The organism is Bdellovibrio sp. HCB2-146, from assembly GCF_047345725.1.
Classification (GTDB): Bacteria; Bdellovibrionota; Bdellovibrionia; order Bdellovibrionales; family Bdellovibrionaceae; genus Bdellovibrio.
Map to the genome: position 1 here is coordinate 791,363 of NZ_JBLEQP010000002.1, position 19,870 is coordinate 811,232.

The 19,870-nt window shown below is 45.2% G+C and carries 20 protein-coding genes; 11 read left to right on the forward strand and 9 right to left on the reverse strand.

The features are described 5' to 3' along the window. Nucleotides 1-31 precede the first annotated feature (31 nt). The 4 genes from ACLWOR_RS14715 to ACLWOR_RS14730 all read left to right on the forward strand — a co-directional run bounded on the left by ACLWOR_RS14715 (nucleotide 32) and on the right by ACLWOR_RS14730 (nucleotide 6,342). Complete coding sequence (locus tag ACLWOR_RS14715) at nucleotides 32-3,169, forward strand: S8 family serine peptidase (RefSeq protein WP_413941528.1); 3,138 nt, start codon at nucleotides 32-34, stop codon at nucleotides 3,167-3,169. A 144-nt stretch (nucleotides 3,170-3,313) separates the two neighbouring features. Next, entirely contained in the window at nucleotides 3,314-3,823 is a 510-nt protein-coding gene (locus ACLWOR_RS14720; protein WP_413941529.1) for a hypothetical protein, read from the forward strand. A 186-nt stretch (nucleotides 3,824-4,009) separates the two neighbouring features. After that, complete coding sequence (locus ACLWOR_RS14725; RefSeq protein WP_413941530.1) at nucleotides 4,010-5,482, forward strand: hypothetical protein; 1,473 nt, start codon at nucleotides 4,010-4,012, stop codon at nucleotides 5,480-5,482. A gap of 200 nt (nucleotides 5,483-5,682) precedes the next feature. Beyond that, the gene (locus tag ACLWOR_RS14730; protein WP_413941531.1) at nucleotides 5,683-6,342 is read left to right on the forward strand and encodes a hypothetical protein; all 660 of its coding nucleotides are present in this window, start codon (nucleotides 5,683-5,685) and stop codon (nucleotides 6,340-6,342) included. On the opposite strand, the gene ACLWOR_RS14735 is transcribed toward ACLWOR_RS14730, so the two are convergent. Beyond that, the gene (locus ACLWOR_RS14735; RefSeq protein WP_413941532.1) at nucleotides 6,331-7,890 is read right to left on the reverse strand and encodes an FAD-dependent oxidoreductase; all 1,560 of its coding nucleotides are present in this window, start codon (nucleotides 7,888-7,890) and stop codon (nucleotides 6,331-6,333) included. The two genes, ACLWOR_RS14730 and ACLWOR_RS14735, sit on opposite strands and share 12 nt — an antisense overlap. A 196-nt stretch (nucleotides 7,891-8,086) precedes the next feature. On the opposite strand from ACLWOR_RS14735, the gene ACLWOR_RS14740 reads away from it, so the two are divergent. The 4 genes from ACLWOR_RS14740 to ACLWOR_RS14755 all read left to right on the forward strand — a co-directional run bounded on the left by ACLWOR_RS14740 (nucleotide 8,087) and on the right by ACLWOR_RS14755 (nucleotide 11,434). Next, nucleotides 8,087-9,196: a GGDEF domain-containing protein gene (locus ACLWOR_RS14740; protein ID WP_413941533.1), complete on the forward strand. Its 1,110-nt coding sequence runs from the start codon at nucleotides 8,087-8,089 to the stop codon at nucleotides 9,194-9,196. Nucleotides 9,197-9,473: 277 nt separating this feature from the next. Further along, entirely contained in the window at nucleotides 9,474-10,316 is an 843-nt protein-coding gene (locus ACLWOR_RS14745) for a S8 family peptidase (RefSeq protein ID WP_413941534.1), read from the forward strand. Between the two features lie 60 nt (nucleotides 10,317-10,376). Beyond that, nucleotides 10,377-10,775 (forward strand): VOC family protein, encoded by a 399-nt coding sequence (locus ACLWOR_RS14750; RefSeq protein ID WP_413941535.1) that lies wholly within the window; start codon nucleotides 10,377-10,379, stop codon nucleotides 10,773-10,775. An 11-nt stretch (nucleotides 10,776-10,786) separates the two neighbouring features. After that, nucleotides 10,787-11,434 carry an HD domain-containing protein gene (locus tag ACLWOR_RS14755; protein WP_413941536.1) on the forward strand — a complete coding sequence of 216 codons (648 nt, stop codon included), beginning with the start codon at nucleotides 10,787-10,789 and terminating at the stop codon, nucleotides 11,432-11,434. Nucleotides 11,435-11,463: 29 nt separating this feature from the next. On the opposite strand, the gene ACLWOR_RS14760 is transcribed toward ACLWOR_RS14755, so the two are convergent. From ACLWOR_RS14760 to ACLWOR_RS14770, 3 genes are read right to left on the reverse strand one after another with little or no spacing between them, the layout of a single operon-like run. Then, entirely contained in the window at nucleotides 11,464-11,949 is a 486-nt protein-coding gene (locus tag ACLWOR_RS14760) for a MarR family winged helix-turn-helix transcriptional regulator (RefSeq protein ID WP_413941537.1), read from the reverse strand. A gap of 55 nt (nucleotides 11,950-12,004) precedes the next feature. Next, nucleotides 12,005-12,715 carry a pseudouridine synthase gene (locus tag ACLWOR_RS14765; protein WP_413941538.1) on the reverse strand — a complete coding sequence of 237 codons (711 nt, stop codon included), beginning with the start codon at nucleotides 12,713-12,715 and terminating at the stop codon, nucleotides 12,005-12,007. Further along, the gene (locus tag ACLWOR_RS14770) at nucleotides 12,712-13,302 is read right to left on the reverse strand and encodes an RlmE family RNA methyltransferase (RefSeq protein ID WP_413941539.1); all 591 of its coding nucleotides are present in this window, start codon (nucleotides 13,300-13,302) and stop codon (nucleotides 12,712-12,714) included. Before ACLWOR_RS14770 ends, ACLWOR_RS14765 begins: the two co-directional genes overlap by 4 nt. A gap of 104 nt (nucleotides 13,303-13,406) precedes the next feature. Between ACLWOR_RS14770 and ACLWOR_RS14775 the strand changes: the two genes are divergently transcribed. Further along, the gene (locus ACLWOR_RS14775) at nucleotides 13,407-13,577 is read left to right on the forward strand and encodes a hypothetical protein (RefSeq protein ID WP_413941540.1); all 171 of its coding nucleotides are present in this window, start codon (nucleotides 13,407-13,409) and stop codon (nucleotides 13,575-13,577) included. A gap of 8 nt (nucleotides 13,578-13,585) precedes the next feature. Here the strand turns inward: ACLWOR_RS14775 and ACLWOR_RS14780 are convergent, their stop codons facing one another. The 4 genes from ACLWOR_RS14780 to ACLWOR_RS14795 are packed head-to-tail and all read right to left on the reverse strand — an operon-like array spanning nucleotide 13,586 to nucleotide 17,345. Next, the gene (locus ACLWOR_RS14780; RefSeq protein WP_413941541.1) at nucleotides 13,586-14,842 is read right to left on the reverse strand and encodes an MFS transporter; all 1,257 of its coding nucleotides are present in this window, start codon (nucleotides 14,840-14,842) and stop codon (nucleotides 13,586-13,588) included. Next, on the reverse strand, nucleotides 14,823-15,650 hold the full coding sequence (locus tag ACLWOR_RS14785; protein WP_413941542.1) for an ABC transporter permease: 828 nt from the start codon (nucleotides 15,648-15,650) through the stop codon (nucleotides 14,823-14,825). The genes ACLWOR_RS14780 and ACLWOR_RS14785 overlap by 20 nt, the downstream gene beginning before the upstream one ends. Beyond that, entirely contained in the window at nucleotides 15,640-16,470 is an 831-nt protein-coding gene (locus ACLWOR_RS14790; protein ID WP_413941543.1) for an ABC transporter permease, read from the reverse strand. Before ACLWOR_RS14790 ends, ACLWOR_RS14785 begins: the two co-directional genes overlap by 11 nt. Continuing rightward, nucleotides 16,467-17,345 (reverse strand): ABC transporter ATP-binding protein, encoded by an 879-nt coding sequence (locus tag ACLWOR_RS14795; RefSeq protein ID WP_413941544.1) that lies wholly within the window; start codon nucleotides 17,343-17,345, stop codon nucleotides 16,467-16,469. Before ACLWOR_RS14795 ends, ACLWOR_RS14790 begins: the two co-directional genes overlap by 4 nt. A 29-nt stretch (nucleotides 17,346-17,374) precedes the next feature. Between ACLWOR_RS14795 and ACLWOR_RS14800 the strand changes: the two genes are divergently transcribed. After that, entirely contained in the window at nucleotides 17,375-18,421 is a 1,047-nt protein-coding gene (locus ACLWOR_RS14800; RefSeq protein ID WP_413941545.1) for a spermidine/putrescine ABC transporter substrate-binding protein, read from the forward strand. 8 nt (nucleotides 18,422-18,429) lie between these two features. Here ACLWOR_RS14800 and ACLWOR_RS14805 read toward each other — a convergent pair whose 3' ends face one another. Continuing rightward, nucleotides 18,430-18,663, reverse strand: coding sequence for a hypothetical protein (locus tag ACLWOR_RS14805; protein WP_413941546.1), 234 nt, complete (start codon nucleotides 18,661-18,663; stop codon nucleotides 18,430-18,432). A gap of 309 nt (nucleotides 18,664-18,972) precedes the next feature. On the opposite strand from ACLWOR_RS14805, the gene ACLWOR_RS14810 reads away from it, so the two are divergent. Further along, nucleotides 18,973-19,869 (forward strand): Hint domain-containing protein, encoded by an 897-nt coding sequence (locus tag ACLWOR_RS14810; protein ID WP_413941547.1) that lies wholly within the window; start codon nucleotides 18,973-18,975, stop codon nucleotides 19,867-19,869. The last annotated feature ends 1 nt before the right edge of the window (nucleotide 19,870 follow it).

The following is a 19,870-nucleotide window of genomic DNA, read 5'->3' on the forward strand; positions in this document are numbered from 1 at the left end:
GTGTCGCACTGGCACTACTTAGGGGGACAGCATGCAAAAACGTATTTCTTCCATCTTGATTTCAGGTTTACTGATTGCAGGCTGCTCAAGCGAGCAACCGGGCCAAGTCAAAACTGCAGGTTTCTTGGACGGTCTTTATTCCACTCGTCCAACTGTGACTGAACCAACAATCGCCATTCTTAAATTAGCAAACCCTGCAATTCTTGAAACTGCTGAACGTAAAGAAGGTAAACTTCAAGTCGATCCAGAGTTGGTAAAAGCTATCCAAGAAGAACAAGAGCAAACAATTAAAGCTCTTCAAGCCATCTCTCCTGACATTCGCGTTTTAATCCGTTACCGCCTTGTGCTAAACGGTCTTGCCGTGTGGGCTCCAGCTGAAGTCCTGGAAAAAATCAAAGGTCTTCCGAATGTGACGATGTCTGAAAAATCAGGTGCGTTTGGTCGCCCCGTGACGATGGACAATGACTCTTCTGCTGGCCTTGTCGGTCCAAAAACTTCTGTTAAATACATTGGTTCTGAAGCGGCTTATGAACAAAACATCCGTGGCGAAGGCACTCGCGTTGGTATCATCGACACAGGTGTGGACTACACTCACAAAATGTTCTTGGGTGAAGGCACAGAAGCAGCTTACAAAGCTGTGAACCCTGCCCTTCCAAACGCCGCTTTCCCAAATAAGAAAGTTGTTGGCGGCATTGACCTTGTTGGAACTGAGTTCAACTCTGCATCCCCTGATTATAGAAAACGTATTCCCGTTCCTGATACAAACCCTATCGACGAAGCAGGTCACGGAACTCACGTGGCCGGTACCGTCGGTGGTCTTGGTGATGGCGTAAACACTTATGACGGTGTTGCTCCCGCTGCAGACCTTTACGCTATTAAAGTATTCGGTGCGAAAGGTTCAACAAGCGATGAGGTTGTGATCGCGGCTCTTGAGTACTCTGCTGACCCAGCTGGAGATTTAAGCTTTAAAGATCAGTTGGATGTCGTCAATCTATCTTTGGGCTCTAGCTACGGAAACCCACACATCATGTACAATACCGCGATTAAAAACTTGGTTCGTGGTGGTACAGTTGTTGTTGCTTCAGGTGGTAACTCGGGCGACCAAAAATTCATCGTCGGCGCACCTGGGATTTCTGATGACGCCATTTCAGTTGCCTCTAGCGTTGATAACATGACTCATAACGTGGAATTCCCGACTGTTGAATTTAAGGTGGCGGCTGATGTCGTCGCTTCTTCGGAATTCGTTGAAGGTGCTTTCACAAAACCTCTTAAAGATATCCCCACGATTTCTGGCGAGGTTGTATACGCAGGTCTTGCTGACAAAGATTTCGATCAAGCGTTGCAAGATCAGCTTAAAGGCCGCATTGCTTTGATTGATCGTGGTGCTGTGAACTTCACAGTGAAAGTAGACCGTGCTTTGAAAGCCGGTGCAATTGCTGTTATCGTCGCCCAAAATTCTGACGAAGCTCCATTTTTAATGGGTGGCGCAGATGAAGACACTGTTGTTGAAATTCCATCAGTGATGATTACGAAAAAAGCAGGTCTTGCGATTCGCGAGAAATTGGCTTCTTCAGTTGTCGTTGTTGACTTGAAAAAAACAGGCACGATCGAAAAAGCATGGCTTGCTGACACAATTTCAACATTCTCTTCTCGCGGTCCTCGTTCTGAAGACGGCGTGATCAAACCTGAGATTTCTTCTCCGGGCACAAACATCATTTCTGCTGCCGTTGGCGGCGGAGCAAATGGTGTGAAAATGTCTGGTACTTCAATGGCCGCTCCGCACATTGCGGGTGTGATGGCACTTTTGAAACAAAAATTCCCAGCACTTGATACTTATGAATTGAAATCAGTTCTTTTAAGCCACGGTAAAGTGATCGCAGATGCTGATAAAAAGACATATACAGTCAGCCGTCAAGGTTCGGGCCGTGTGCAAGTTGCTGAGTCGTTGAAAGCGAAGGTTGTGACAATCCCATCGACTTTGTCTTTTGGTATCACGGACCTTGAAAAACAAAAAACAATGGCTTTGAATATCACAGTTAAGAATATCTCAACTGAAGCTGTGACTTTGACACCTTCATTCAGCGGTTCTGCTGCAATGAAACTTTCTGTTCCGGAAGTATCTCTAGCTGCTGGTGAATCTAAAACAATTACGGTGAAAGCAACTATCACAGCTCCACAATCAAAAGAAATTGTGGATGAAGTTGATGGCTTCTTAAGCCTTAAATCTGGAAACGACACCTTGGTGCAAATCCCTGCCCTGGTGGTGACTCGTAAAATTTCTCAAATCAACGCAAAACCAGTCGTTGTTCACGCGACATCTGCTGCGGATGCAGCGGGAAGCTTTGCTGAAGTTGAAATCGCCAACGCTGGTATCAACCAAGGCGTTGCGTACCTGTTCAACTTGATCTCTTTAGATGAACGAAAAAAAGATGCAAAACCAGATGCTTCTCACAACCGCAACTGTGACCTTCAATCAGCAGGTTACCGTGTTGTTGAAAGAGACGGCGCTCGCATCCTACAAGTAGCTTTAAAACTTTATGAAGGCATGACGACTTGGAACCGCTGCGAAGTGAACGTACAAATTGACGGCAATGCCGATGGCCAAGCAGACCAAGAATTGGCAGGTCTTCCAATGTCTTCGCTTGCTGGGTTGACTGGTGATAAATTCGTCAGCTTGCTAGTTGATGCGAACAAAGCTCGCGAACTTCGCAAAAAGTTTGAAGCGGAATTAGCAGCAACTCCAGATAAAGCGGCTGAGAACTATGCCACGGCCGCTTTAGCAGCAGGTAAAATGCATGTATTCGACAATTCGACTCTTGCGATTGTTGAAGCCGACATTTCTCAATTAGCTCTAGCTGACACAGGTGAATTGGCTCTTAAAGTGTCGACAACCCACGAAGACAGCAGTGCAATTGAGTACGATGACTACCTTGGTAACCACGATAAAACTTGGCAGAAGGTATCAGTAAACGCCATGGGACAAGCGTACACGCAAATCCCAGAAGTTGTCACATTAACAGGCCAATCTTCCCAAACCGTGTCTCTACAAAGAGGTTACGGTTCGGAAGAGCTTATTATGTACACGCCATTTAACCGTGCTGTTCGGGACCAGTTACTGCAAGACTCTCAGTCTCAAGTTATTCCTGTGGCTTTCGCTGAGGCGAAATAGTCCAAATTTCGAACCTGGTGCGTATAAGTGACGCACCAGGGATTTCTTATCATCCGTATTCTGCATAATACCTTTTTCATCATTTATTACTTATATTCCCACATATCGACTATAACCTCTTCATCTACTTAACTATGAGGTCTCATGATGAAATCCGTTTTCTTGTTCTTTACTGCTTTGACTCTTTCTTTTTCAGCACAAGCTTCGATCGTAAAATACAAATCTGAAGAAGCATTCCGTGCGTTTGTTGAATCTTACGGCAACAGCATGGATGAAGTTGAAATGGAGCTCAAAGACCTCTCCAAAGCTCAACTGCAAGCTATCCAAACTTATGTCAAAGACAGTTCAGATGTATGGGTAGATACAGTTCTTGAAGGACCGTACCAATTAAACTGGAAAGCAGAACTTGTGATCGATGCCGTAAGCGCTCTTTACAATTCAAAAGGTGAATTGGCGGCTTATTACGTCACGTTCAGCCAAGAAGCTTGGTTCACAGATTCATGTGAATATGATGAAGAGGCAGACGACAGCAAAGAACCGAGCGAGATTTACGCCGAATGTGGGGCTGGCAGCATCGTGGGCCATATCTTCGTGAGTGGCGACCTTAAATTCGCCGCTGACGACTGGAACAATCCAGCCGATTTTCAAGATTAGTTTTTAATTCAAAAATTTCAGATAAAAGGGCTTGGTAAAACCAGGCCCTTTTATTTTTTTCCAGAGCTTGACCCTCATGAATAGACAGACTGGACTATCGTATGATCGAGAGACACCTGATCTTTTGTTGTTTAGTTCCGACCTTCTTTTTATCCTAAGAGCACGCCAAAACAGATGAGGTCGCTAATGAAAAACATCCTGTGTTTTTTCTTCTTAGTCGTTCTGACACTTCCGGCTCATGCAGAAGTAAAAATCGAATATCGAGTCAGCCGAGTGCACGGACTTTTTAATTTCGTCCAAGCCGTCACCGGACAGCCTCATCAATCTCCAGGCTTAAAAGAAATTTTTGAAAAGAGCGCCTATAACAAGGCCGACTTGCAGAACCAAATCGCCCTTTATAAAGGCTTGCAGAAAAACTTAGAAAATCCAGTCACCGTCCCCACCGAATATCTTATTCCAGGTCGCTACCCGGCTCGACCGGTTTCAGATTTGATTTTAACCCAAGCCGTATTCGCGAAAGATCTTGCGGACCTCAGTCAAAGAACCTTGGGTCTTTTGCCACTAAAGGTGCACGATCAATTTTTTAGCATCCTTAAAAAATTTGAGCCTGCTTACAAAGATCTTATTTGGGATAAAAGCTCCGCTGAACTCCTCAAACACAAAACTGAGCTAGAAAAACTTGCGGCCGAAGTAAACCTCAATGCCATGTTCGGAAAAGTGGCCTTGTTTTATCGCGCCAACTGGCCCGAGGAGCTGCCATTCACTGTAGGACTTTATCCGATTCCTTGGATTGAAGGGTTTAAGAATTCTGCCAATTCGCATTCAGTCGGAACTGTTGAAGACCACGGTGTGATGATGGGAATGAAAAAATCCGATGCCATCCACAGCTTGGCCGTGATCTTTCACGAGATCTGCCATTCTCTTTACGATTCGCAAAGCGCAGAGTATATGAAAAACCTCTCAAGCTACTTTACTGAATCCAAGTCTCTTTACCGTGACAGTGCTTACAAATGGTTTAACGAAGCTGTTGCGACGTCGATTGGTAACGGCTGGGTCGAAACGACCTTGAACAAAGGTGTAAAGAACGAGTTTTGGTATAACGACACGACAATTGATGGTTATGCTAAGCAGATCTATCCGTTGACAGTCGAATATCTGACTCAAGGTCGCAGCATGGATCGAAACTTTGTCGAGCAAAGTATTCTCAATTTCGGTAAGAAGTTTCCGGAAGCCATTTATCTCTATCAAGATCAGTTCCAACACCTGACATTTATCCATGGTGGAAGCTTTATTAAGAGCTCCGAGGCCCGAGATCTGTTCCGCTCCCGCTTTGACATCTCGGGGTATACCGGAAGCTCACCCATTGATCATCCACAAACAATTCAGTCAGCCACTGACGATCAAGGAACACTTTTTGTGGTATTCAACACCGCTGAGTTGAAAAGCCTTGAGCAGCTGATCGCGGGAGTTCCCTTCCTCAAAAAAAATATGCTGAGTTTGATTACGCTCAAAAACAGAACTTATTTTTCGGCCTTGGATGAAAAGGCTCGCACGTATGTGGTCGTTCGCGCCGAGAGCAAACAAGAATTTACAGCTGCTGTGGATCGCATGAAGGTTGTTCGTAAAATTGATCCGCAATATCCAATTCAGAGTTTTTAAAATATCTACAGGAGTGTCTTTTCTTAGCACAGGTCCTTTTTTTCAGGATCTGTCTGGCGCTCCAAAAATTACCAACCTTTCTATTTAAATTCACTCAACATCATTGCACTTAAGAAATGGAATATTTTCCTCTCATTACGTTTCATTCATTCTAAATTTGATTCTATTTTTTTTGTTTATGAGAATGTAAAACCTATCCCATGCTTGAAACACATCTGCCGGAAACTGAGGAATTTGCTTCTCAGTTAAACTTTTTGGGAAGTCTTCTTTCACTTGCGGGCTATAAAGTGATGCCGTATCGGCATGAATCTTTACCGCTTTTTTGCTCTTTAACACCATCCCAGCAAAAGGAAGTACTTAAGAGCCTAAAGGCTTATTGTCTAGCGTTAGAAGATGGCGTTGTGCACGAGGAAAATATCAACTCCACCCGTATGGTATGGCGCTTTTTGGTGGCCCTTGGATTTTTTCCGAATGAAGAACTTTTCGATACAGTTCGCGAAGAAACTTATATTCAAATTTATAATTTCGATCAGTTTCAAATTTTCCGCAGCGTTGCGTTTTTTGATAACTGCTCTTTCACGCTCGAGGAAATTTCTTGTCGTCCTTGGTGGCAACTTTGGAAACGAAGTCGTCAAGATCTGCATATACTTTCTGAAGTTTCTCGTCAAAATTTGATCTGCCCGCAAGCCAAAACACTGCGCTTTAACCATCCGTTTGAAAGGGCTCAAGAAATTAGCGATGGAAGTGCTCGTCAGTTTGCCTACAGAATCAAATCTGCAACAGCTCTTACCCGTAGTGGACGCTTGCATGCCACTCTTCTCGTTGAGGACTGGCGGACACCTTCACTCCTAGATTCTTGATTCATAATCAGACAGAATCTGATGCACCCGCTTTTGATCAAAATGTGCCAAGGCTTCCTCCACCAAGAGACTTTCTCGATCTCGGCCCACGGTTAACAAGGCAGCTACTTCGGTGTCTTCATAAAAGGCAACGGCAAAATCACGCTTTTCAATACTGCCCATGACGTCCATTCGATCAAAGCTATCAGAAAAACCGATATAGCCTAAACTCACATCGTAGTGTTGTGTCCAGAAGAACGGCACATCTTGAAAATGCACATGATCGCCCAACATATTCAGAGCTGCCACTTGACCGTGGCGCTCGGCCACTTCCCAGTGCTCGACCCGAATACGGCGTTTCGCGTGAGGATCTGGCCAGCGAGCGATGTCTCCAGCGGCAAATATGTCAGGCACGGTGGTTTCAAGATACTCGTTTACTAAAACGCCGTTGTCGATTTCACATCCCGCCTGTTCGGCAAGATCGGTGTCCGGCTTAATACCTGTTCCAACAATAACAAAGTCACAGTCTAAAGCGACTTTGCTATCTAGAACAACACTGCGATCACGGATTTCTTTGACAGTGTGCCCGAGGTGAAACTCCACGCCGTGCTCTTCGTGGATTTTTTTAAGAAAGCTACCGACGTGAACTCCTAAAACCTTCATCAATGGCATTTCTTCTGGTGCCACGACCAAAACATCCATGTTGCGCGCACGCAGCGAAGCGGCAGCTTCTAAACCAATAAACCCCGCACCAATGATAAGCACCCGACTCGCCCAAGAAGTGCGCGCAATAATGCGGCGGCAGTCTTGAAGAGATCTCAACATATACACATGATCTTTTTCAATTCCGGGAATGGGCGGTTTGATCGGCTTACCACCTGTCGCGAGCAAGCACTTATCGTAATGCAGAGTTTTTCCATTAGATAGATGAACTTGTTTTTTGGTGGCGTCGATTTTCTCTGCGCGTGTGCTCAGCTCAAAGCGAATATGATTCTGTTCATAGAACTCTTTAGACCAAAGTGGAATCCATTCTTCGGGTGCGTTTCCCGCTAAATAATCTTTTGAAAGATTTGGTCTGTCATAAGGTAAGAACTTGTCTTCTGAAACAATGGTCACACTTCCTAAAAAACCCTGTCGGCGTAAAGTCACGGCTGCCGAAACGCCAGCGGCACCCGATCCGATAATAAGAAATTGCTGGGTCTCGGTCCCTTTGCGACGTGGAGGAACAAAGGCGATTTTTTCAGTCACATAAATCATATTTTCACGCACTTCAGTGCGAAAACAGGAAACTGGATTTAGAGCAGGAGGCTTCAGAGCTTCGCCGGTACGTAAACTAAAAACAGAGTGATGCCAAGGACAGTGTACGTCTGTTCCTTCGATCGTACCCTCTTGCAAAGGACCGCCATAATGAGAGCACACGGCACCAATCGCATAAATCTCTTGTCCTTGTCGAGTGAGCATAACATTTTCCTCACCCACATGACCCAGCAGAACCTCACCTTCGCGTAAGAGATCTTCATGAATTCCCGCGGTCAAGTCAGGCCCTCGAATTTGCGCGCTTGTTGCCATGGAATACCTCCCCGTATGCAATTTTGATTTTAAATTGTTTCAAAGTGAGACTTGAGAGGTGAACTTACAAAGTGCGCAAATACAATTTGTTGCTTTCCGTCCACGAACTTGACGAAAGGTCCGGGTTGCACAAGAAAGCACTCAAAAACCTCTGTAGATTTCCGAAAAAGAAAGGTGACATATCAGGAGGTTAAGCTTGAAACAGTGGATGAAAAAGCTGGTTGATCAATTGGATGTGGATTGGGGAAACTCCGCCTCAAAAACAGCATCAGATGCAGCTCCTCAGCTCAGCGAAGACCGCGCCACCCTTCTCTATATTATTGATACCTACAACAAGCACCTTTTCGAGGTGCAAAACCATTCCGTGCGCAAAGTGCGCGACAAGCTCGATGCCTTCGCTAAAGATCTCGTGCGCCCCGACAGTGAAGAAATTGAGAAGGCACTGTTCCGTTTCCGTCAATTCTTTTCAAGCTATCGCATTGATGAGTACTCTTACGTGCAAAACACCTTTGATGATTTCAAGCGCATCATTTGGGAATTTGCCGATCACTTAAATGAGGAAGCTCAGGTTGAAGAATCTGCTATGGCTGATATGAGTCAGTCACTCGAGGAACTGCGTGAGGCCGTCGATTCTAATTCAATTGAAGATCTGCGCGCTAAATCTCGCCAGTTCATTAATTTCTATCTTGAGAATCAAACCAAGAATAACGAGCGCCGTTCAAAACGAATGGACAGCATTAAAAAGAATCTCACAACAGTGAAAAAGCAGCTCATGGAAGCCAATCAAACCATGCGTCGCGATCACTTGACTGGAGCACATAACCGCAAAAGTTATGACGAGCAAATCAAGCGCTACCTGCAATTGCATGACCTTGATAAAGATCCAATCACTCTGGTTCTGTTGGACATCGACTTTTTCAAAAAGATCAACGATGCCTACGGGCACGATATTGGCGACTTTGTTTTGAAAGAATGCGTGCGTATTCTTGAAGAAAGCTTTGCGCGTAAAGAAGACTTCATTGCCCGCCTCGGTGGTGAGGAGTTCGGCGTGATTCTTCCGGGCTGTGACGAAGCTTCTGCGATTAAAATGGTTGAACACTGTATGGCAGCGATTCGTAAAGAAGTCTTTGTACAAGACAAAATTGAAATTCGCTTTACGGCGTCTTTCGGTATCGCGCCCATTCAACCAGGTGAATCAGCTGACTCTTGGTACAAACGTGCCGATGCGGCCCTTTATCAATCCAAACAAACAGGTCGCAACAAGTACACAGTTGCTGGCCCCACTCCGATTAAAAAAGTAGCTTAGTCCCATAGATCAAATAAGCCCTTCATTCACTTGAGGGGCTTAAAAAGCCTCCGTCTCAAAATGAGATCTTCAAAAAATCCCCTGTCTGTTAAGTTCGCAACACCCCTGTCATACTCACACCCCAGTGTCTAGCAGAGGCTGCTGTCAATAAAAGCTTAGACAGGCGATCTCGAATTTACGCTGTTTCGAATATTTTAAACACCTCGGGCTTGCTAACACCCGAAATCAAATACAGCGGGCGCACAAGCTGGCTCTTCCTTTGCTTAAGGGAGAGAGCATGAAGACGAATTTATTTTTTCTCGCTCTATTTATTCTTCTCTCTCTTTCAATTGCCACAGATGCGCAAGAAGATCGCGACATCGTTGTTGCGATCATTGATACAGGTGTTGATATCGAGCATCCTTTGATTCGAGATCACCTCTGGAAGAATCCGAAAGAAAAAGATAACGAACGCGATAACGATGGCAATGGATATGCCGGGGATCTCCATGGATGGAACTTTGTTTCTAACAATCATGACCTCTCGGATTCCCTCGGTCATGGCACGCATGTCGCTGGGATTATTCAGCAGCAAGCACGCAATCACAAAGTCCGCTTTATGATTTTAAAATATTACGATCCACAAAAAAGTGGGCAGGAGAATCTTCTAAATACGGTGAAGGCTATCCGCTACGCCACGGAGATGGGCGCCGACATTATTAATTACTCAGGAGGAGGAGACGAGAGAAGCCTCATGGAAGAGGCGGCGATTCGAGATGCCCAACGAAAGGGAATTCTTTTTATCGCAGCTGCCGGAAACGAAGGTCGCAATACAGATCTCATGGGGTTTTATCCCGCTGGCTACCGTCTTGCCAACGTGCTCTCTGTGGCCGCCATGGACCAACAAAAACGGAAACTGGCGAGTAGCAACTTTGGCTCGCGCAGCGTAGATGTCATTGCTCCGGGAAAAAATATTTACTCAGCTTTACCTGGCGGTAAATATGGGTTGATGAGTGGAACATCGCAAGCGACAGCCTGGGTCAGTGGCCAAGCAGCAAGATGGCTCGCACAAAATCACGGAAATATTCAGGCTGAAGAGCTTAAGAAAATACTCACAACTCGTTACGCATTCAAACAATGACTTTTAGCAGAGGCTCTAGGAGCCCTTGCTGGGGCTCTTAAGGGGCGCGATAATAAGTCCATGAAAGTAAAAGGTCTTGGCGGAGTTTTCGTTAAAGCGAATGATCCCGAAAAACTCTATTCATGGTATTCCGAGCATCTGGGTTTAGAACGAACGCCAGAAGGTGCGTTCATTGTGCCGACGGATCGCTTAATGCCAGAGTATACGGTAGTAAGTTTTGTTCCGACCAATACGTCTTATCTTTCTCCTCACTCCCCTTGCATGCTGAACTTTCAAGTTGAAAACCTGGCCCAATTCATGACAAGCCTTGCCAATAAAGGTGCAAAAATCGACGACCATCTTGAAGAGGGGGAATACGGAAGATTTGGCTGGGTTTATGATCCAGAAGGAAACAAAGTCGAGCTCTGGGAGCCACCTCCATATGATTTATCCTTGATTGACCTTCCGGAGGCTGAGTAATCTTGCAGGCCATGGAAATTCATCCGATTAAACAAGACAAGTGGTATCATCTCTTTTCCGAGAAAGCGCGTGTGCTGTATCCACATAGCGATCCGTCACATGATTATTTGCATATCCTCCGTGTTGTCCAAATGGCGAAACATCTTTGCGAACAAGAAAACGCCAACTGGAATATCATCATGCCAGCGGCGTTCTTTCACGATTTTGTTAACATCAAAAAAGATGACCCTCGTCGTTCAATCGCTTCCAAGATTTCTGCCGAAGCCGCACTTGAATATCTGCAGAGTGTTCACTATCCGAAAGAATATTTCGAAGGCATCCGTCACGCCATCGAAGCTCATAGCTTTAGTGCGGGAATTAAACCCGAAACATTAGAGGCCAAGATTGTTCAAGATGCCGACCGTTTGGATAGTTTAGGAGCAATCGGAATTGCTCGGTGTTTTGCAACGACCACTCTGATGAAGAGACCTTTTTATTCAGAAGAAGACCCATGGGCAGAAAGCCGTGACCTTGATGATAAAAACTTTGGACTCGATCACTTTTATATCAAGCTCTTTAAGCTTGTCGATCATATGAATACGCCTTCAGCAAAAGCCGAAGGCGAACATCGAATTTCTTTTATTAAAACTTATCTAGATCAGATCAAACGAGAAATTTAACACGTGATCTTCAGGTCACTTTTTAGAAACTATTTCTCGTCAAACATTGGCGCAGGTCCACTGACTGTGATCCCTGCTTGTCCCACAAATTCACGCATAAGCTTGGCAAGCTCTTGAGTTTTCATGTCGGGCATTTTTTGAAGAGCATTGATCATCTCTTCTTGACCTGTCGGCGGGATTTGTCCCAGCTTTTGCACTCCACTTTCAGTCAAGAACACGACAACTTTGCGCGAATCTTGGTTTGAAGTTTCTCTGCGCACAAGACCTTGCTCTTCTAACTTTTTCACCACAACCGAAACTGAACTCTGATGCGTGACTGTTCGTTCTGCCAAGTCGTTGATCGACAAGCCCGGTTCTGGTTTTAAAGATTTAAGAACGAAAATCTGAGCGGCGCTGAGTCCCGTCGTTTTTTCAAACTGACTGGAGGCAACTCGGAGAGCTTTAAAAATGTGACGGATATAATCCATCACTTCACCAACTTCTTGTCTGTACTGAGGAGTATGAGAGTTGTTCATTAACCTCATTAAGAACCAAAGCATGTTTCGTGGCAAATATATTTTAAATGTGAACTCATACATGACGAAGAGTGCGCCACGCACTTTCATCAACAGCAATTTTAAAATATGAGGGAAGTCCGAAAACTTTTAATTTTCTCTCTGCAGAATCGAGAAACTTAATACCAAATGAGCATAAGGCAATAGTGTTTTTACTCAAGTTCTCTTTCGAGCCATAGAGCTCATCACCTAAAATGGGGAAGCCATGGCGAGAGAGATCAAAGCGCAATTGATGAGATCTCCCCGTTACCGGATGAAGATCCCAACGTAAAAATCCATCTGTCGTTTTTCCCAAATAACAAGCTTCTGTGAGGCTGTCTTTACCTTGAGGACTTTCAAAGGCACGCTTTTTTCCTCTTAGGATTCGCGACTTCCAAGCGAAAGTTTGCCCCTCTGACAATTCAATTTTTTGACGAGGGTTTACGATATTAGCAGGAATATGCGAGAAGTCTTGCGGAGTGGTCAACGCCCGATAAGTTTTTTCGACCCAACGATTTTCAAAACAAATGTTCGATACACGGTGAGCTTCAGCGTTCTTTGCATACAGAACCAGACCTGAAACTTCAAAATCCAAACGGTGAACGGGAAAAATCTGAACGCCTAACTGAGATTGAAGTTCAGTTCCTAGGCAGAGGCGGTCATCTTTTTGACGACTTGGAGTTGAGAGCACACCGCTCGGCTTATTGCAGAGAACGAAGTGCTCATTCTCAAAAACAATATTGATCATTTCTTGCCCAAACCAACCAAGAAAATTTCTTTGGAGATCTTACGGGTGGAATCAGGTTTTACCGCTTCAAACTTGTTAAAGCTCTTTTTAATCTCTTCACGCAGTTTAGAGAAGTCATCACTGTGAAAAAGTTTGCACACAAAGTGACCATCTTTTTTCAAGAAACGACGAGCCACATCTAAAGCCAACTCGCAAAGCTCCATACTGCGAGCTTGATCGGTCATGCGTATACCCGTTGTTTTTGGCGCCATATCTGAAAGCACCAAATCAAACGGTGGTTGGAAACCATGCTGAACAAAGATCTCTTCCAAATTCAAATCACGTAGATCGGCTTGAATGAAAACAGCATTCTCCATTTTCACCGTCACCGGACTTAAATCCACACCTAAAACTCGGCCTTTAGCTCCTACTTTTTGCGAAGCATATTGAGACCAAGACCCTGGAGAGGCACCCAGGTCCAAAACTGTCTGACCTGGTTTAAACATTTTAAATTTCTTATCGATCTCTTCGAGCTTAAAAACCGAGCGCGCGGCGAAGTTTTCTTGTTTAGCTTTTCGGAAGTAGTGATCGCGAGGATTGTAAGTCATATCGGAGGGTTATCACGTTTTATGGGGTCAAAGTCCAATACTAAATTTTACTTTCCAAGAGAGCCTGTTCTATACTAGAAAAGATTCACACTTTTAGAGGCACTATGGGTTTAATTTTAGGTATGGCATTTTTCTTTGTATTCGTAACGATGGTCTTTGTGGCTATTGCCGTCTTTTTACCCGAGTGGCTCGGAATTACCGGAAAAAAAGCCAAACAAATCATCGCCGACCAACAAGAACAAGCTGACAATACCAAAGACTCAACCCAACAGTAAATTCACACCTATGTTCTGACGGGTTCTTTGACTTTCCAAAGCAGAGTTCCGCCACAGATAAATAAAGCGATGAGACCTAACATTCCCATGCGTGAGCTTCCCGTGAGCAATGCTCCGAAGCCCACTAAAGACGGACCCAAAATCGCAGCAAAACGTCCTACCAAATTGAAAAGACCGAAGTACTCCCCGCTCATTGCCGGTGGGATCATTTTTGCGAACATCGAGCGGCTAAGTGACTGCACTCCTCCTTGAACCATTCCGATCATGATGGCTAAAGCGAAGAAGTGCCAGGCCTGTGACATCTGCGTTGCTAAAATCACGCTAACTGAATAAATCAAAATACAAAACAAAATCGGCTTCCGCGCGCCCCAACGTTTCGTCACTGTTCCGAAATAATATGCACATGGAAAACCGATAAATTGTGTGATCAAAAGTGCCACAATCAAATCTTTCGACTGGAGGTCAATAGCCAAACCGAAATCCACAGCCATCGCCATCACCGTATAAACGCCGTCAATATACAACCAATAGGCGATAATAAAGAGGAGCAAATTCTTTTCATGCACGAGTTCTTTAAGAGTGCCTTTAAGCGTCTGAAGACTTCGAACAGTCAATTTCCAAGCATTGTCTTTGTTCATTTGAACTGCTGGTTCTGGAACATTTCTCGCCAACGGAAACGAAAAAAGAACCCACCAAACAGCCACGGTCACAAAAGAAACTTGAACCGCGACCACTCCGTCTTTTAAGCCAAAGGCCGCCGGAAACAAATGCATCAACACATTGATCAAAAATAAAATACCGCCGCCTAAGTACCCCATCGCGTAACCGAGCGATGAGACGTAATCCAGGTTTCTTTCTTTTGTTACAAACGGCAGTAACGATTCATAAAAAACAGTTCCCGCATTAAAAGCCATCGTCGCAATTCCATAGGCCAGAATCGCACTCCACCAATCACCAAGAGGAATAAAACCCAAAACCGCGCAAGCACCGGCACCAATCAGAGTAAAAAGAAGACAGAATGTTTTTTTAAATCCCTTAAGGTCTGCAACGACGCCCAAAGTGGGACTGACAAGAGCAATGATCAAACTTGAAATCGAAATCGCAGAACCTAGGCGCGCCGTCGAAACAACTGCTTCCGTGCCATGACTCCAAAATGATTTAAAAAAGATGGGAAAAAAACCGGCCATCACAGTTGTTGAAAAAGCCGAGTTACCGAAATCGTAAAGGGCCCAACTGAGAACTTTTTTATCGATCCTTTTCTCCATCATTCCTCCGCTGCCCTTCCAAGAGAACACGGAAAGCTGAGGAACGGAAGAAGAAAATCAAAGCGACAACGGTGATCAAAAACATCACGCTCGAAAGCGCATTGAGCTTTGGACTGATCCCCATTTTCATAGCAGTATAAAGTTTCACCGGCAAAGTATCGCGTCCCACTCCGTTCACGAAATACGTGATGAGAAAATCATCAAAGGACAGCAAGAAACTTAAAATAAAACCACCCGCTATCGCAGGTTTTAAAAGTGGCAGAACTACGGTTCGAATAATCACCCACTCACTGGCACCTAAATCACGAGCCGCGTCTTCAATCGCCGGATCTAGGCTGGCCAGTCGAGCATTGACCGTCATCATCACATAGGAAATTGAAAAACTCACATGCGCAATGACGACGGTGACCAGCCCCAGCTCGAACCTCAAAATGAAAAACAAACTTAACAACGACAATGCAAAAACAATTTCTGGAAAAATCAAAGACACCAGCGACAAAGAATTCATTGCCAGTTTCATTTTCCGAGACGATGAATGTAAAGCCAAAGCCCCCAAGGTCCCCAGGCTCGTCGCCAAAAGGCTTGTCGCAACAGCAACGACTAAACTATTCTGCAAGGCCCCCATGAGTTGAGGGTCAGAAAAGACCTCCCCGAGCCAACGAAGTGTTAAACTCACCTGACCGTCGATTTTCTCTGTGACGGCTCCGCCCAACATCACTGCAATCGGTAAATAAAGCAAAACCAAAACAATAACCAAAAGGGCTTTTGTCACCCAAGGCGACTTCGGACGATTTCGCTCAACGGCCATGTTTTTTCTCCTTACGAAGACTCAACATCGCCAGCACCACTAAAACCAACATCATGGTCACAGCCAAGGCAGAACCTAAAGGCCAATTACGAGCTTTCAAAAATTGCTCGGTAATCAAATTTCCGTAAAGCATGGTTTTAGCCCCGCCCAAAAGATCCGGGATCACATACTCACCTAATGAAGGAATGAATACCAAAATCGCTCCACTCCACAGCGCTTTTTTGAGGTTTGGAACTATCACCGTCCATAAAATACGCCAAGAGTCTGCTCCTAAATCCTGGGCCGCCTCAACCAACGAGAAATCAAATTTCTCAAAAGCCCCATACAAGGGAAGAACCATAAAAGGCAGGTAAGTCGTCACCATCCCGTAATAAACGAGAACCTTATTTTGCGACAAAGCGAACGGATCAAAAGGAATTTGCAACACGCTGAGCATTTGCTGAAGAGGACCGTCAAAGCCCACAAAAACCCGGATCGCATAGAGGCGAATTACTAAGTTCGTCAAAAATGGCAAAGCCAATGCCAGAATATAAAAAGATCTCCACTTCGGCGAGGACGTTGCAATCGCCCAAGTAATAAGCACTCCGAGCACCAGACAACTTAAAGTCGTTGCTAAAGCCATCTTCAAGCTTTCGATGAAGATTCCAAAATAAGTCGTTGAGAAAACTTGGGAGTAATTATCAAGATTAAACTGCCACAATAAGCTACCGTAGGCCCCACGCGTGGCAAAGCTCACTCCCATCACTATTACCAATGGAATCAGAATAAAGAGAAGAAACCAGATCAGAGTGGGAACTGCTAGCAGCGAGCGCAACCTCATTTGCTTCCAGGCTCCATCAGCATCGCCTTACGAACATAGGCCTCGATGCTCATTCCGATTTGCAACTGCTCTGGAGGGATCTGGTACTTACCGCGAACTAAACTGCCATCGCCCAACCGAATGGTGGCAAGATCCGAACTGACTTCAACCAACTCCCCTTTAAGCAAAGTCGTATTGCCTAAAAATTGAGCTGCAAAGATACTTTCTGGATTCTCGTAAATGTCGCGTGGTGATCCAACCTGCTCCAAAACTCCGTTGTTCATCAAGCCGATACGGTCGGAAATCGCCAAGGCTTCTTCTTGATCATGGGTCACACAAATAAAGGTCAAACCGAGTTTGCGCTGCAAAGCTCGGAGTTCTTTTTGCATGTGTTCCCGCATTTTTTGATCCAAGGCTGACAAAGGCTCATCCAAAAGAAGAACTTTAGGTTCATTTACCAAAGCACGGGCCACGGCGATCCGCTGAGCCTGCCCCCCGGAAAGAGTTTCAGGTCTGCGGTCCGCAAACTCTCCCATTCCCACAAGAGCCAAAACCTCTGCCACCTTGGCTTCGATAGCAAGCTTGTCCCATCCCTTGATCTTCAGACCATAGGCGATATTTTCTTCCACCGTCATGTGCGGAAAGAGAGCATACTTTTGAAAAACCATATTGAAAGGACGCTTTTGCGCCGGAAGATGATCGACGCGTTCCCCGTTTAGAAGAATCTGACCGTCAGTTGCTTGCTCAAGACCCGCGATGATGCGCAACAAGGTCGTTTTTCCACAACCACTCGGCCCCAACAAAGAGAAAAACTCTCCCTCTGAGATCGAGAGGTTCACACCTCGTAACGCTGTTTGACTGGAAAAACTTTTCCCGATATTCAGAAGTTCAAGCATCCACTCAACAATAAGAAGGAATTCAAAAAATGTCGAGAATATTGATCACCGGACTGGTACTTTGTGGACTTCTCATTGGCTGTACTAAAAAGACACAAGAAAGTGCCGACAGCAAAGTCGTCAACTTGTCGATTTGGGGCAACTACCTGACTCCCGAATTGCAAGATAAGTTCGAAAAAGAAACAGGAATTAAAATCCAAATCTCCAACTACTCTTCAAATGAAGAGCTTCTTGCCAAAGTTCAAATGGGCTCATCTGGAATTGATGTCGCCGTTCCTTCCGACTACATGGTCGATGTGATGACCAAGTTGAATCTTTTGGAACCACTAAATGCCAATTTGATTCCCAACAAAAGCCTTGTCGCAGATCAATTCCTCAAACAAAGCTTCGACCCAGAAAATAGATTCTCAGTTCCCTATATCTGGACAACGAGTGGGATTGCCGTTCATCGCGAGCTTTACAAAGGCCCAATGAGCGCATGGAAAGACCTTCTTGCCAACGATCAACTCAAAGGCAAAATTGCTTTACTTGACGATGTTCGCGAGACAATGGCGGCTGCCTTGAAAATGCACGGTTATAGCGTCAACACGACAGACCCCGCCGAACTTGCGAAAGCAAAAGCCACACTTTTAGCGGCAAAGAAAAACTTGAAAATGTTTTCTTCAGATACAATTGATATCCTCAGCAACAAAGAAGTCGCTGCTGCTCAAACCTACTCGTCAGATGCGCTGCAAGCGGCCGCCAAAGCTCCTGGTAAAATCGAATACATTTTACCACCAGAGGGCGCAACAATCGCGATCGACAATTTAGTTATTATCAAAGGCGCGAAACACAGCGAAGCCGCTCACAAACTGATCAACTTCTTGCTCAGCCAAGAAGCCGACCTGCAAAAAGTAAAAGTGATTTTCGGCGGACCTGTGCTCAAAGCAACCCGCGATCTTTTGCCAAAAGATTTGCAAAACAATAAAGCTCTCTTCCCAGAGGAGTCTGTGCTCAAAAAATTGGAGCGCATCCATGATCTGGGTGATAAGAGCAAACTCTATGACGATATTTGGACGAATATCAAAACTGAATAGTTCCAGACTTATTTAGTCGCCATCTCTTCCTGCCGGCGCGGCTCTTCTTCCTTGAATTCGGAATACAGACAAGCCGCCCCGAGCAGAGTTAATAAAAACCCCGCCGAAATATAAAAGACGACCGTCTTCCGATCTTGCCGATACAGATAGAAAAACAATCCTATCAGCAGCAAAAGAGGTCCCAACACGACTGATGACGCAAGTATTTGACGGAGGACGAAGCCTCCTTCTGTGTAACTCATAACCAAAACCGCCTACGTACAAAAAGGTTATTTGTTGTATATTCTGTAGAACTTATCGGCAGGACTTTCGTGGACCTAAAGTGAGCGGAATCATTTTAATGTCTACGTCTCAGCTTGAGCCAGTTTATCCCTCCCGCGCCATGAATCCCAACCTACGGACTCGATTCTCCGCTTGCGGATAAAAAATCCGCCTTCAGACGCCAGATCCTTTCTATTTCGTTTTAAGGTCCGCTGCCTCTGGCCTTTACCTTGCTTTTTGCTCTGCCCGAGATCCGAATCACCGGATCCATAAACAAAAAAGGACGTTTTATGAAAGCATCTATTATCGCTCTCAGCATTTTGATGGCTGGAGAACTGAGCTATGCTTTGCGAATTGATCCGGCTCGCTGTGCTGCTGACAGCCTTCCGCAGTGGACCGGAGGAAATATTAATGGCACCGCTCGCGGACGCAATGAATGGATGAAAGTTTGTAGCTTCGAAATGTACGATGCCATGTTCCCGATGGGGAATGAGTTCGATGAACTGACTGGCAACAACCGTCGCCTTTATCCAACCTACGGAATTCCAAAAGGCGATGGCAAGACAACACAATGGGATTACGGAACATGGCGCGCTCCAACTGAGGCACCTGCGTCCGCAGACGCGGCAAGTTGTGTAAAACCAGCGGGCTATCGTTTTGTCGGACTTTGCACTTCTGGTTGTGTCACTCCAGATTCAATCGTCACGACTCGCCAGGGTTCAGTTGACATCGCAACCATGGACCTTGAATCAGCTGATGAAACTCTGGTTCCAACGCAGGAGTCATCAGAGGCCCTTCGCCTGGAACCGATGGCGGTAAAACGCTACACAAAAGATGTCGCAGACACGAACCAAGAGATTGTCGTGGTCAAGACAGTTTCTGGTGGCTCTGTGAAAGTTTCCTTGAACCATCCCCTTCTCAAGGGTGACTACACAATGGCGCAAGCTGAAGACCTCAAAGTTGGTGATTCATTGGTGACTGCCGAAGGCAAAAAAGACTTGATCGTCGCCATCGAGAAACAACAATACTTCGGAAAACTTCACAACATGACTATTGAGACAAACGAGCTGAAGAAAAGCTTGTATGTCGTTCAAGGCTACATCAGTGGCGACAAAAAATATCAAGATCTCGAAGCAACAAACTTCAACCGTCAAATTCTCCGCGAAATCGCGGCAGAAGTTCTTTAAT

What these genes read in the sequence shown, in the direction of transcription:
- ACLWOR_RS14715 (WP_413941528.1), top strand. Translation starts at nt 32, where the DNA reads ATGCAAAAACGTATTTCTTCCATCTTGATTTCAGGTTTACTGATTGCA.
- ACLWOR_RS14720 (WP_413941529.1), top strand. Translation starts at nt 3,314, where the DNA reads ATGATGAAATCCGTTTTCTTGTTCTTTACTGCTTTGACTCTTTCTTTT.
- ACLWOR_RS14725 (WP_413941530.1), top strand. Translation starts at nt 4,010, where the DNA reads ATGAAAAACATCCTGTGTTTTTTCTTCTTAGTCGTTCTGACACTTCCG.
- ACLWOR_RS14730 (WP_413941531.1), top strand. Translation starts at nt 5,683, where the DNA reads ATGCTTGAAACACATCTGCCGGAAACTGAGGAATTTGCTTCTCAGTTA.
- ACLWOR_RS14735 (WP_413941532.1), bottom strand. Translation starts at nt 7,890, where the DNA reads ATGGCAACAAGCGCGCAAATTCGAGGGCCTGACTTGACCGCGGGAATT.
- ACLWOR_RS14745 (WP_413941534.1), top strand. Translation starts at nt 9,474, where the DNA reads ATGAAGACGAATTTATTTTTTCTCGCTCTATTTATTCTTCTCTCTCTT.
- ACLWOR_RS14750 (WP_413941535.1), top strand. Translation starts at nt 10,377, where the DNA reads ATGAAAGTAAAAGGTCTTGGCGGAGTTTTCGTTAAAGCGAATGATCCC.
- ACLWOR_RS14755 (WP_413941536.1), top strand. Translation starts at nt 10,787, where the DNA reads ATGGAAATTCATCCGATTAAACAAGACAAGTGGTATCATCTCTTTTCC.
- ACLWOR_RS14760 (WP_413941537.1), bottom strand. Translation starts at nt 11,949, where the DNA reads ATGAACAACTCTCATACTCCTCAGTACAGACAAGAAGTTGGTGAAGTG.
- ACLWOR_RS14765 (WP_413941538.1), bottom strand. Translation starts at nt 12,715, where the DNA reads ATGATCAATATTGTTTTTGAGAATGAGCACTTCGTTCTCTGCAATAAG.
- ACLWOR_RS14770 (WP_413941539.1), bottom strand. Translation starts at nt 13,302, where the DNA reads ATGACTTACAATCCTCGCGATCACTACTTCCGAAAAGCTAAACAAGAA.
- ACLWOR_RS14775 (WP_413941540.1), top strand. Translation starts at nt 13,407, where the DNA reads ATGGGTTTAATTTTAGGTATGGCATTTTTCTTTGTATTCGTAACGATG.
- ACLWOR_RS14780 (WP_413941541.1), bottom strand. Translation starts at nt 14,842, where the DNA reads ATGGAGAAAAGGATCGATAAAAAAGTTCTCAGTTGGGCCCTTTACGAT.
- ACLWOR_RS14785 (WP_413941542.1), bottom strand. Translation starts at nt 15,650, where the DNA reads ATGGCCGTTGAGCGAAATCGTCCGAAGTCGCCTTGGGTGACAAAAGCC.
- ACLWOR_RS14790 (WP_413941543.1), bottom strand. Translation starts at nt 16,470, where the DNA reads ATGAGGTTGCGCTCGCTGCTAGCAGTTCCCACTCTGATCTGGTTTCTT.
- ACLWOR_RS14795 (WP_413941544.1), bottom strand. Translation starts at nt 17,345, where the DNA reads ATGCTTGAACTTCTGAATATCGGGAAAAGTTTTTCCAGTCAAACAGCG.
- ACLWOR_RS14800 (WP_413941545.1), top strand. Translation starts at nt 17,375, where the DNA reads ATGTCGAGAATATTGATCACCGGACTGGTACTTTGTGGACTTCTCATT.
- ACLWOR_RS14805 (WP_413941546.1), bottom strand. Translation starts at nt 18,663, where the DNA reads ATGAGTTACACAGAAGGAGGCTTCGTCCTCCGTCAAATACTTGCGTCA.
- ACLWOR_RS14810 (WP_413941547.1), top strand. Translation starts at nt 18,973, where the DNA reads ATGAAAGCATCTATTATCGCTCTCAGCATTTTGATGGCTGGAGAACTG.